Annotated in this window: 13 protein-coding genes; 12 read left to right on the top strand and 1 reads right to left on the bottom strand. The window is 41.2% G+C overall.

Annotation, left to right across the window (positions count from 1 at the left end):
• The first annotated feature begins 26 nt into the window (after positions 1 to 26).
• The 11 genes from flgK to C812_RS18245 all read left to right on the top strand — a co-directional run bounded on the left by flgK (position 27) and on the right by C812_RS18245 (position 9934).
• Positions 27 to 1592, top strand: a complete 1566-nt coding sequence (gene flgK / locus C812_RS18295) for a flagellar hook-associated protein FlgK (protein ID WP_016314136.1) — start codon at positions 27 to 29, stop codon at positions 1590 to 1592.
• A 15-nt stretch (positions 1593 to 1607) separates the two neighbouring features.
• On the top strand, positions 1608 to 2504 hold the full coding sequence (gene flgL / locus C812_RS18290) for a flagellar hook-associated protein FlgL (RefSeq protein ID WP_016314135.1): 897 nt from the start codon (positions 1608 to 1610) through the stop codon (positions 2502 to 2504).
• Positions 2505 to 2541: 37 nt separating this feature from the next.
• Positions 2542 to 3102, top strand: a complete 561-nt coding sequence (locus C812_RS18285) for a DUF6470 family protein (protein WP_016314134.1) — start codon at positions 2542 to 2544, stop codon at positions 3100 to 3102.
• A 56-nt stretch (positions 3103 to 3158) separates the two neighbouring features.
• Entirely contained in the window at positions 3159 to 3581 is a 423-nt protein-coding gene (fliW, locus tag C812_RS18280) for a flagellar assembly protein FliW (RefSeq protein ID WP_016314133.1), read from the top strand.
• Entirely contained in the window at positions 3582 to 3809 is a 228-nt protein-coding gene (csrA, locus tag C812_RS18275) for a carbon storage regulator CsrA (protein ID WP_016314132.1), read from the top strand.
• Positions 3810 to 3913: 104 nt separating this feature from the next.
• The gene (locus C812_RS18270) at positions 3914 to 4720 is read left to right on the top strand and encodes a flagellin N-terminal helical domain-containing protein (protein WP_016314131.1); all 807 of its coding nucleotides are present in this window, start codon (positions 3914 to 3916) and stop codon (positions 4718 to 4720) included.
• 166 nt (positions 4721 to 4886) lie between these two features.
• Entirely contained in the window at positions 4887 to 5822 is a 936-nt protein-coding gene (gene fliD / locus C812_RS18265; protein WP_016314130.1) for a flagellar filament capping protein FliD, read from the top strand.
• 19 nt (positions 5823 to 5841) lie between these two features.
• On the top strand, positions 5842 to 6192 hold the full coding sequence (locus tag C812_RS18260) for a flagellar protein FlaG (RefSeq protein WP_016314129.1): 351 nt from the start codon (positions 5842 to 5844) through the stop codon (positions 6190 to 6192).
• A complete protein-coding gene (gene fliS, locus C812_RS18255; protein ID WP_016314128.1) occupies positions 6192 to 6590 on the top strand; it encodes a flagellar export chaperone FliS in 399 nt (132 codons plus the stop codon). Before C812_RS18260 ends, fliS begins: the two co-directional genes overlap by 1 nt.
• 11 nt (positions 6591 to 6601) lie before the next feature.
• Positions 6602 to 6952, top strand: a complete 351-nt coding sequence (locus tag C812_RS18250) for a hypothetical protein (RefSeq protein ID WP_167669339.1) — start codon at positions 6602 to 6604, stop codon at positions 6950 to 6952.
• Between the two features lie 75 nt (positions 6953 to 7027).
• Positions 7028 to 9934 carry an IPT/TIG domain-containing protein gene (locus C812_RS18245; RefSeq protein ID WP_016314126.1) on the top strand — a complete coding sequence of 969 codons (2907 nt, stop codon included), beginning with the start codon at positions 7028 to 7030 and terminating at the stop codon, positions 9932 to 9934.
• A 66-nt stretch (positions 9935 to 10000) separates the two neighbouring features.
• Here C812_RS18245 and C812_RS21645 read toward each other — a convergent pair whose 3' ends face one another.
• On the bottom strand, positions 10001 to 11935 hold the full coding sequence (locus C812_RS21645) for a tetratricopeptide repeat-containing glycosyltransferase family 2 protein (RefSeq protein WP_016314125.1): 1935 nt from the start codon (positions 11933 to 11935) through the stop codon (positions 10001 to 10003).
• 453 nt (positions 11936 to 12388) lie between these two features.
• Between C812_RS21645 and C812_RS18235 the strand changes: the two genes are divergently transcribed.
• Positions 12389 to 12586: a cold-shock protein gene (locus tag C812_RS18235; RefSeq protein ID WP_009225364.1), complete on the top strand. Its 198-nt coding sequence runs from the start codon at positions 12389 to 12391 to the stop codon at positions 12584 to 12586.
• The last annotated feature ends 139 nt before the right edge of the window (positions 12587 to 12725 follow it).

Below are 12725 nucleotides of genomic sequence, written 5' to 3'. Positions count from 1 at the left end.
GTACGCTTTAAACGAGGAGGGGAAACATGCCATCTACTTTTCATGGAATAGAAACTGCAAAACGTAGCTTGTTTACTCAAATGGCTGGTATGAATACAGCCGGTCACAATATTGCGAATGCCAGCACTCAAGGATATTCCCGTCAAGTTGTAGGTATGGTTGCTTCTAGACCTTTAGAAATGCCAGGGTTGTTTAAATCGGTTGCGCCTGGGCAACTCGGTACGGGTGTAGAAGTTAGTTATATTAAACGGGTTCGGGATCGATTCTTGGATGAGCAATACTGGAATGCCAATCGATCACTAGGGGATTGGGAGATTCAAGCTGAGACATTGGCTAAATTGGAAACAATATTTAATGAACCTTCTGAATCTGGCCTAACTACGGTTATCGATAACTTTTGGAAAGCTTGGTCTGAATTTAGTAAAGATCCTGAAAATGTGACTTCCCGAAAAATCGTTCGAGAAAACGCATTAGCTTTAGCGGATGCTTTTAACGAAACCAGCAAGAAACTAACTGATATGCAGGAAGACTTGACTCGGAGCTTAAATGTAAATGCTGAGCATATCAACACGCTTACAGCCCAGGTCGCACAGCTTAACTATGAGATCATGCGCATTGAAGGTTTGAAAGACAATGCCAATGATTTGCGTGACCAACGAGACTTATTGATTGACGAGTTGTCTAAGTTAGGTAACGTTACCGTAAATGAAGATGAAAATGGTTATTATAGTGTGACATTTGGCGGACTTGAACTTGTAAATGGAAATAACAATGTTGAAATTACTGGTGCAACGCTAGAAACTGCATATGCCGGCAATACACTAAACAGCGGTGCCATGTTTGGCATCATCAAGTCCAGAGACAGCCTGGTTCGGGATTACCTCGATCAGCTAAATGAAATGGCCAATACTTTGGCTAATGGTGAGGTTAGTATTACCATTCCGGCAGGCTCTGTATTGCCTGAGGGCACTATTCTAAACGGAGTTTTGTATACAGGTGCGAGTAGGACTCTTACTGCAGATACTACTGTAACGGTAATGGGGATAAATGGTCTTCATAAATTAGGATATCTATTCACTACTCCTGCACAAACAGCTGGAGAATTCTTTAGTTCGAGTGACGGAGGACCTATTACTGCTGCATCCTTCAGTTTGAATAAGGCCATCGCGGATGACCCGAATAAAATCGCTTCATCTTTACGTGTGGAAATTGGAGCGGCCGGAGATACCGTGGTTAAAGGGAACAATACATTAGCGCTATTAATGTCCCAACTCAAAGACCGTCCGTTTACTTTTCAGCCTATTCCAAGTAATAACGGGATCACTCAAGGGACCGTTGATGATTATTACCGCGCGATGATTGGACAGTTAGGTGTGCAAAGTCGTGAAGCATTAAGACAACAGGAGAATAACCAGTTGTTGGTTGATCAAGTTGATTCCAGACGCCTTTCCGTCAGTGGGGTGTCCTTAGATGAAGAAATGTCCAATCTTATTAAGCTACAGCATGCCTATGGCGCAGCTTCTCGTTTTATGACGACCATCGACCAAAATCTGGATAAAGTTATTAATAGTATGGGGATTGTAGGTAGATAGAGGGGGGATTAAACAATGGCATTACGTGTGACGCCCGGAATGATGAATCTGCAAATGATGAGAAATATTAACTCCAATTTGCAGCGGATGGATAAAAGTCAGAATATACTCTCAACAGGTATGAAGTTGAATCGACCCTCTGATGATCCGGTTGGAATTACATACTCCTTACGGTATCGTAGTGAGCTCTCGATTAATGAGCAATATCAAAAAAATGCGGATGCGGCATTATCTTGGTTGGATTATACCGATACGGTTCTTGGACAAATTAATGATATCTCAGCTCGAGCTAACGAGTTATTAGTGCAGGCAGTAAATGGTACGAATCCTCAGGAAGCGTTGGACGCAGTAAATGTGGAACTGAAGCAGATCTATGATCAATTGATTTCGCTAGGGAATAGTAAGTTTAATGATAAGTATATTTTTAATGGTCAATTAACAGACCAAGCACCTTATGATGCGGCAATAGCGGAAACACAAGGTACAGACCCTGCAGGGATTACTTACAAATTTTCCGAAGTGGCTACTTTAAATATTAATGTCACCGGCCAGGCTGTTTTTGGAGAGCCCACGGATCCAGACAACTTGTTCGGCATTCTGAAAAGGGTACAAGCAGCTCTAACTACGAATGACAAAGCTGCTGCACAAGCGGAGTTAGATAACTTCTCGAACAGATTGGCCAAAATTAGCGAAGCCCGTTCCGAAGTGGGCGCTAAGTCTAATCGAGTTGAACTTATAAACAACCGGTTGGATGACTTGGAAATCAATCTGACCAGTATGCAAACCAAGGTAGAAGACGCGGATTATGCAGAAGTCATCATGAAATTAAAACAAGATGAAAGTGTGTACCAGGCGTCTTTGGCAACGAGTGCCAAAATTATGCAAACAAGTCTTTTGGATTATCTGAGATAAACTTATTAATTATTTCGGTGAGGAGGTCGGGGAGGAGATGAATTTACAAAGATTATCCATCCGTCAAACCTATGCGACGATTGGAATTGAGACACGTCAAGCCAAGCAACTCATGGAGTCTCCTCCTGGCGACCTGCAAATCGAGAGCACACCCGCAGAAATGGAGATTCACAAATCGCGCGGGGGCTTGAAAATCGACAGTTCCAAAGCTTGGCTCGCCTTAGGGAGTGGTAATCACTTGGAATGGTACAAGATGGTTACAGATCAAATGCAAGGACAGTTTCTTGAGAACTTGTCGAATATCGTTGAAGAAGGCAATCGATTAGCTAAATTTAAAAGAAATACGATTGCCGAGATGATGCTTAATCGAACGCAAGAAAAAACGATGATCAAGTATGTGGGCGAGGCATCTGCCGATAATGTGAGGCTTCAGTTTGAACCTGATCAAATGAATGTGGAATGGAGCACGCATCATCCGAATATTGAGTATACGCCTAATAAGCCGGAGATCTCGGTAGAGCCTGGTGCAGTTAATATCTATTTAAAAAACAAAAACACCATTCAGATGTGGGTCAGCAATTACGATATTTATGCGTAGATAAGAACTATAGCTTTGAAAGCTGTAGTTTTTTTTATAGGAGGCGGGCAATTAAAATGTTAACTCAGTTTAACAACATGCAAATTTCTTTTCAAGGGAACATATTGGGCTTTGAAGATCTGGACATCTTCCAATTAGAGAGCATTAATGATACTCCATTTGCTTATTTGAATAGTATCGAAAATCCAGAAATTTCTTTCCTAACAACAACTCCTTTTCACTGGTATAAGGAATATACGTTGACACTGGATCAACAAGCGAAGAGAAAATTAGAACTCGAAAGAGAAGAAGATGTACTTGTACTTAATATTGTCACACTTAAAGAGGACTTGGAGTTATCTACAATTAACTTATTGGCCCCCTTATTGATTAACATTAAACATCAAAGTGGAATACAATATGTCTTTCATGAACAAACGTTATATCGAACGAACCATCCTTTGATGAAGAACACCAATAAAGAAAGCCAGGGTGATTAAATGCTTGTGCTGACGCGGAAACGGGGACAAACCATCCAAATTAATAATGACATCGAAATCTATGTAGTTTCCATCGATGGAGACAGCGTGAAATTAGGCATAAGTGCCCCTGCCGATGTTACCATTATGAGAAAGGAACTGTTGGAGGAAGTCCAAGCAAGTAATAGAGAGGCAATTAGTGGAGGACATAAGGACTTAAGTCTTATTAAAAAAATCAAAAAATATTAATTTCGGTATAAACTCTCGTATTAAACAACCGATATATAAAAATAGAGGCGCGAAGCCTAATTCACAAGGATGTGAAATTTTAAAACTCAAGGAGGAAGAATCAAATGATTATCAACCACAATCTTAACGCAATGAACGCGCACCGCAACCTGTCGTTTAACAACATCCAACAAGGGAAGTCTTCTGAGAAATTGTCTTCCGGTTATCGTATCAACCGTGCTGCTGACGATGCTGCAGGTCTTTCGATTTCCGAAAAAATGCGTGCGCAAATCAAAGGCATGAATCAAGGTATGCGTAATACGCAAGACGGTATCTCCATGGTTCAAGCAGCTGAGGGTGCGATGAACGAAGTTTCCGACATGCTGACTCGTATGAAAGAACTTACGACTCAAGCGTCCAACGGAACTTACAGTGACGACGATATCGCAGCTATTCAACTTGAGTACAAAGCATTGTCCGATGAGATCAGCCGTATTGCTACGAACTTCTCGTTCAACGGAATTACGCTGCTTGACGGTTCTGCTGGTAATGTAACGATCCAAAGCGCTGGCGGCGACGCAGACGCAATCGTTCTTGATTTGTCTGGTATCGATCTTACAGCACTTGCGTTTGGTGACATTACCGACCAAGCAACTGCTGCAACTGAGCGTGGTGTAGTTGACGCTGCAATCACTTCTGTTAACACAGCTCGTTCCACGCTGGGTGCTTACCAAAACCGTCTGGAGCATGCTTACAACAACACAAGCGTTAATGCCGAAAACCTGCAAGCTGCTGAATCGCGTATCCGTGATACGGATATGGCTGCAGAAATGATGAAGTTTACAAAATTCAACATCCTGCAACAAGCTTCCACGGCAATGCTGGCACAAGCAAACCAAGCACCGCAAGGTGTATTGCAATTGCTTCGTTAAGATTTTGCTTGAAGCCAGAAGAGGTCCACGAGAATTGTGGACCTCTTTTTCTATAATGCTGAACCCATACGACAGATATATTTTTTTGCTAATCTAAATTTTATAGTATATACATTCGATATATACAGTTAGAGGACAAATCATTGTACAAGAGGGGGGTATTCTAATGCCAATACGCCTTACTGGAATAGCATCGGGACTTGATACCGACGCCATGATTAAAGAACTCATGAAGGCTGAACGAATTCCTGTAGACAAATTGTTGCAGAAGAAGCAGACGATGGAGTGGAAGGTTGAGAGATACACTAGTTTGAATTTACAGTTCTCAAACCTGCGCGAATCGTTATCTACATTACGGTTTTCTGGTGGTTGGAATAAGACTGATGGAAATGGCAATACGGTACGTTTAAGTACGGATGAGATCATTGCCAAGGTCAAAGATTTTGTAAACAAATATAATGAAACGATGACTTCCATCAGCGGAGCATTAAATGAGGAAGTGTACCGGGACTATCAACCGCTTACTTCGGATGAGAAGGCGGCATTAAGCGAAACAGATATTAAAAACTGGGAGACCAAAGCAAAGAGCGGTATCCTGCGTAATGATGATGTTTTGAAAAGTGCGTTAAATGATTTGAGAGGTTTGACTTCGGCGGTCGTATCCGGTGTTGACCCTGAATTTGATACATTGAGTGAAATCGGAATAACCACACCTAAATACATTGTTGGTGCATCAGCAGCAACGAATGGTAAGCTAATCCTGGATGAAAACAAACTGCGGGAAGCGGTAGAGAAGAATCCGGAAGCGGTTATTTCGCTTTTCTCGGCGCAAGGTTCTGATCCTCAGGGGAAGGGTATACTTCAACGTGCATATGATGCGATGAACACTGCGATCACTTCGGTAACTAGAAAGATCAGCGGTGGTAATGTAACTAACTTGGGCTTGGTTTCTCAGATGAACCAAATTGATAAACAAGTCGCAATCAAAAACGAACAGCTTAATAAGCGTGAGGATCGTTACTATCAAATGTTCGCTGCAATGGAAAAAGCGCTAACAGAAAGCAATGCGATGTCAAGTTGGTTAGCACAACAATTTGCATAAAAGGAAGGGCTGTGAGGCAATGGAGATAACAACTCATACGCAGCCGGTTCAGTCATCTACGGGAAAAGAATCTGCACCAATTATTCGGGTTAGTGGAGAATATCAAGAGTTGAAGTTAAAGAGCAAGAACGCCATCTTGTCGGTTAGTGAGCAAGCCCTATTAAATGCGATTGAGAAAGCAAACCGGGCTGCTCAAGGTACCGAACATTCATTTCAACTCAAAATACATGACAGCACTCATCAGTTAATTGTCCAAATTATGGACAAGCACAAAGAGGTCATCCACGAAATACCTTCTGAGAAGTTTATCGACCTTGTTGAGAAATTGAAGGAACTTTCAGTTGGGGCAATCATTGATGAAAAAAGGTGATGAAAATTAACTTACAAGCACAAAATAACTATTTGCATACGAAAATTCAAACTTCGTCGCCGGGTCAACTTACATTAATGCTCTATAACGGTTGTATTAAATTTATCAAGCTAGCTGTTCAGAGTATGGAACGTCATGATATGGAAGGTAAACATTTGAATTTTGTTAAAGCCCAAAACATCATTGATGAGCTTCAAGCGACTCTGAATATGGAGTATGAACTATCGATGCAGTTGTACAGCTTATACACCTATATCAATGAGAAACTATTCGAAGCGAATGTCAAGCTTGACGTGAACGCAGCAGAGGAAAGCATCCAACTACTTACCGAGCTTCGAGATACTTGGGCTGAAGCACTGAAGTTAACTTCGAATGGAGAGAAGGTCAAAGTCCAATGACATCGAGCTCTGTGACAAATTTATTGCTGGAATTAAGGGACTTAATTCGAGCGATTAGTGCTTTGGATCTAGAGAATGAAGCGGACTACGAAACGCTTCTTTCTCTTCAATACAATCAAGCTCTGCTAAGGGAACGTATTGATCAATTATCTCAAGTGAAAGACTTCTCATATACGGAGTCAGATAGAAGTATTCTACAGGAATGCATTGACTTAGAGATGAAGAATAATGAGGCTTTTGCGCAGAAATTACAGGAAGCAAGTATGGAGCTAAAGAGAATCAATGAGAGCCGAAAGTCGAAAAATACCTACCTTGGTGAATATACGCAGCATGTAGGGTACTTTATCGATAGTCATCAATAAAGAAAACATGACCTTTGGTTTTTCAACAATAGCAACCTGTTGCTATTATTTTTTTATAAAGAGGAGGAAAGGCTTATGGGGAAGGTAAAAAAATGCTTTTTAAGCATCTTCGCTGTGTGGTTTGCGGTTTACGGATTCATCGCCGCTCCGCAACAGCTGGAGGCAGCGGTCAATGACTATGTCACGGTGACCAAAACAGCAAATCCAAAAACGATTACAACAGAAGAGGAAACGGAAATTTTGCTTAATATTACAGGAACTCCGCCTGTGAATGTGGTCATGCCTAATGATGTTGTGCTGATTATTGACAAATCAGGCAGCATGGCTCCAACGTATGGCCCTAATAATGGGGAAGACAAAATGAAGAATGCGAAAGAAGCGGCTAAAGGGTTCGTTGACCTCATGGATATGACGAAACATAGAGTTGCGGTTGTTGATTTCGCTTCTACCGCAAGTTCGTTCCCTTTCACGGTGGATAAAGATGCTGTGAAATCCTACATAGATAAAATTAATGCAAATGGAGGAACCGCTACAGGTTCTGCGATTGATGCAGCGACCGCCTTGCTGGCTGATCACCGCGAAGAAGCTCAGCCGGTAATTGTATTGTTGACAGATGGAGCGGCAACAGAGTCGCCGTCGAATACGGATCCGTTTGACTATGCGCTACAGAAAGCACAAGCTGCAAAGGATGCAGGTGTTATATTCTATACAATTGCTCTTCTGAATCCGAATGAAGATCCTGAAACCAGTGCTCCGAACATCCTTATGAAAAACATGGCTACAACTGCAACGCATCACTACTTTGTACTTGGTTCGCAGGGTCTTGATCAAATTTATGCGGCCATCGTTAAAGAAATTGGTATGGCAAGCGCCTATGATGTTACTGTGACAGACACGGTTGGTAACGATTTTGAGATTGTACCAGGATCTTACGAGGATAATATTCCTAAACCTACAGTTACAGGTAACACATTGACATGGAAATTCAACGAATTGAAAAATAGTGCACTAACCTTCAAATACAAAATTCGTCCCGTTGATAAAACGAAAGCAGGTAATTTCCCGGCTTCGCTAAGTACATCTAGCATCACTTACAAAGATTATGCAGGAGCTAATCGGACAAAAAGTATTCCAAGTGTCAATATTACAGTAAAATTGCCAGCTCCAGTAATAACCGCTATAACAGAACCCTTCGGACATCCAGACGGCGGTGAGACAGTCACAATTACAGGCCAAAATTTCGTGCCTGGAGCAAAAGTTAAATTTGGTTTAACTGCTGCTACGGATGTAACATTTGTTAGCAGTACTGAAATTACAGCAACTGTGCCTCCAGGAAAACAAGGGATGGTTGAGGTAAGTGTAACAAACCCGGATAATCAAGTAGCGAAAGCTCAATATCAATATAAGGTTGATCCGATTGTTACTTCTATAACTCCTGCTAATGGTCCGCTTGCCGGTGGAACGATTGTTTCGATTAAGGGAGAGTATTTCATGAAGGGTGTGACAGTGAAGTTCGGCGACAAAGCGGCTCCACTCTTCTATTATTCTGGGAGCGATCAAATCTCAGTCAAATCACCGATTGGCGATGAGGCAGGTCCAGTTGATGTTACGCTTACGAATCCAGATGGGACTACTGTAACTGTTCCGGAAGGATTCACCTACGATGCTCCTCCATCAACAGATCCAGAAATTGTATCGATTTCCCCTGACAATGGCTTGGTAACAGGCGGAAATACCATTTATGTGAACGGTAAGAATTTTAAAAGTGGTATGAAAGTGGTTATTGGTGCTAAAGATGCAACGACCACTTATATATCTTCAACTCAATTAAGAGCAACGGTTCCAGAAGTTGATGAACCAGGTACCGTAGATGTTTCTGTTCGCACTGCAGATGGGGAACTATACACATTACCACAAAGCTATACTTATAACGAAGTCGTATATCCAACGCCTACGGTCACATCAGTAACACCAAACACAGGTTTGATAACAGGTGGAAATACGGTATATATTTACGGTACCAATTTCGTAAATGGCGTGACGAAAGTTACGTTTGGTGCAAATAGTGTCAATGCGATTTATGTGAATTCAACTACACTTCGCGTAACTGTACCAGCTGTGGAAACGGCAGGTAAGGTGGATGTTATTGTTGCGAATAAACAACAAACTGCAGTGTTACCAGAAGCCTATGAATATACAATGCCGATTATCTCTGACCCTAACATTACGGCTATTACCCCAAATCAAGGTTCTATCAAAGGTGGATATTTCGCGTATATCGACGGGGAGAACTTTAGTGGTGGTGTCACAGTAACACTAGGCGGTGTAAATGCTGGTGTAACCTATATTAATTCGAATCAGCTTAGAATAGTTGTTCCAGCATCAACCTCAACAGGGTTTGTTGATGTTACGGTTACGAATAAAGATGGCGGAACGGAAACTTTGGTAGGCGGATTTGAGTACTTGCCAATTCTACCAGAGATCACTAGCATTTCCCCTGCGAGTGCAAGCCGTGCAGGTGGGGCGACAATCTATGTTAACGGCAATAACTTTGATAAGTCGGCAACCGTAAGTATTGATGGCGTTGATGCTCCAACTACTTATGTAAATGCAACTAGTCTAAGAGTGACAGTACCAGCTAGCTCAACGGTTGGAGAGGTACCATTGGTTGTAACCTTGTCAAATGGACAGACCGCTAGCTTTACATTTACTTATACGGATCTTCCGGTTGCAGCTGCTCCAGTCATTACAAGATTATCTTCTGTATCAGGTAAAGCAGGTAGTACTATATATATTTATGGAACAGACTTCAAGAATAAACCCAAAGTTTATTTTGGATCTGTAGAAGCGACTACTGTTGTATACACCAATACGACTACACTCCGAGTCACAGTCCCAGCAGGCAACACTGGTGAGGTTTTAGTGAAGGTTGTAAATCCAGACATGCAAGAAAGTAATACAGTAACCTATACTTATAATTAATTACGAGCAACATAAAGAAGATCGGACTGAGATTTAAATCTCAATCCGATCTTCTTTTGTTAGTCGTTATAATTTATTTGTTGGTTGTGTCAAGAATGGAAGTTCAATTAGGTGAGGGAAAGCATCTAGATAACGCTCAAGAAACTGCTCATATTGCTTTTTGGAACAATAGTTAAAGACCCACCCAATCACGGATAAATCTTTTTCATGATCAAATGCAGTATCAATGAATAAATAGCCATCATCCGCATTATTACCTACTAACTGCCATTGCCCTATATTAATCATACTTTTTGGTGATAATACTCCGTTGTCTAATAGAATCGCGTATAATTCAATTGCAGGTTCGTAGTATCCATGTTCGTACATTAAATCAGCAAGTTTATTAATTGTATCTGCGGTTGCCATCGACTGAAGCCAGTGAAGATAAATGTCGTTATACGAATAACTTAATAAAATGAGAAGTGTCTTAGCAAGTAAATCCGATGCACTGTCCGTTAATTGAGGGGAACTATTCGGATTTGCTTGGAGATCGCAGTGATAGGTCCAGAGTTCCCGAGCAGACTCACAGCCTTCAGTATCGGTTATAGCTGATAAATAATTTGGATCATTATACACAACAGCAGCGATTAAAGCGGGAGAGGCATCTAGCTCCATATCTATCGATAGTTTGAACGGCTTCTCTTCATGTTGCAATAAATGATAGGTTAGAGCATCACTAGGAGAAACCTGTATTGTTAGTTTCTGATAGTAATATGAACTCAGTGATCTAGAGCCAGTTCGTAAGGCAACGAGAAATAAGGCGATGTATTCAATGGCTGAAGCATTCGGATAAACCGTTTGAAACAATCGGATAATGGCCTCGTTGTCTTGCTCTGCCTGAATGAGCAGTTCCCATACTTGTTGTAGAACAGTGTAGTTTCTCGGCTGAATTTGAAGCAATTGAACCCCATATCGAACAGCATCGGTCTTATGGCCCAATTGATTATGCAGCTTGAGCAACATTTGTAACGGTACCGTAGAGCCATAGGACGGTTGAACATTCCAGTAGGGACGATTTTGACGGACAGCCGTTTCAGCACACTTTAAAGCTTGTTCAAAATAACCGATCGCTTGTTGGAACATTCCGAATTGATCGTAAAGAAGGCCAAGATGACAATAATAGTCGGAAATTCCTGGATATTGTTGTATAGCCTGCTGAATTAATTGGTATGCTTCAACATAATTTTCTAATTTTAATTCAGTTGATATCAAGTTATCTAGAAGATGGATATACCACGAATGATTTGGCGTGCTGGATGCTAAACATGCTCGATATAGTTGGCCGGCTTTTTCGAGTTGATTGTCGCTGATATAGGCATTCCCCAAAATAAAACAAAAGTAAGGATCCTGTAGTTTTTCTTCGGTTTTCATAGATTCTAGAATCGACAAGTTGCGCTCAGACTTGTTATGACCCTTGACCCGTATTTCGGTATAGCCGTCATGATAGACTGGATAAGGGAGGTTCTGGAATGTGATTTTGTAGTGATCTGAGGTGAGTTGCTCATGAATAGGACTACTATAGTACATCCCTTTATGATTTTCGAAAATACGAGCACCTTGCGAGATCATTATTCTAGAGGGATCGACGGTTCGCCCGGTAAAATTGTGTATAGGTAACATGAATGATTTTAGCGAATCCTTGTCAGTCGTGGTTAATCGTAGCGCGTTTCTTAATCCCTCGATATCGGATGAGTTAATATACTCGTCTGCATCTAGTACCAGTATCCATTTTGCAGTAGCATAACGTAATGATTCATTTCTGGCAGCAGAGAAATCGTTGCCCCATTTGAAATCATAGACGTGCTTTGTATATCTTCGAGCGATTGTTTTTGTATTATCAACCGAACCGGTATCGATAATGATAATTTCATCAACAAGCCCTTGCACGCTATCTAAACATCGGGAAATCACCTTTTCCTCATCTTTTACGATCATGCAGAGTGAAATCAAGTTGTTCATATATCCTCCCGTTAAGCTATTCCTGAAATTTAAGTATTCCATCTGAGGAGTGTATTTCCTCCTGGAGTAGACCCATTTCACGATTTTAGAAATAGAAGATAATATTTATTTCGACATCTATTCGACATTTACTGAATTTCAATTAGTTGAATTATACTAGGATATGAAATGAAAGTATACGTAAATAGTCTGAACCAGAATCCTTATGTACAGATTATTTCATGACCACTTAAAGAACTATCCGTTTCGTTTTACATTCTGCCGGGTAATTAATTTAAGATCATGAAAATGAAGTCCATTCGTTTACCACTCTGACAAAAATCTACAAATTATTTACAGTAAAACCTTTTCCTTGGCAATTGACACTGGATAAGCTTGGGTGGTATAGTCAGACATGTGGGGCTTGGTTACAAGGATCACACTCTTATTTGATAATGAAGGGAATGTTAGTGCATGCAAGGTAAAGTAAAATGGTTCAACGCAGAAAAAGGCTACGGTTTCATCGAAACTGAAGAAGGCGGCGACGTATTCGTACACTTCTCCGCGATCCAAGCTGAAGGCTTCAAAACGCTGGAAGAAGGCCAATCCGTCGAGTTCGAAATCGTTGAAGGCGCACGTGGTCCACAAGCCGCTAACGTAATCAAACTGTAATCATCCCGGCACAGCCGACCTACATATGAACGGTACGATGGTTAACAATTAAAGATTCGCTAGCAACTCCCCGGGGGAACCCGGGGTTTTCTTATTTTTATTATGCTATACTTTTCTAAAGTGAATGAGTTCGTAATCG

Source organism: Paenibacillus barengoltzii G22 (assembly GCF_000403375.2).
GTDB classification, from domain to species: Bacteria; Bacillota; Bacilli; order Paenibacillales; family Paenibacillaceae; genus Fontibacillus; species Fontibacillus barengoltzii.
The sequence above is the reverse complement of the archived record's forward strand: the minus strand, read 5'-3'. Positions and strand labels throughout refer to the sequence as shown.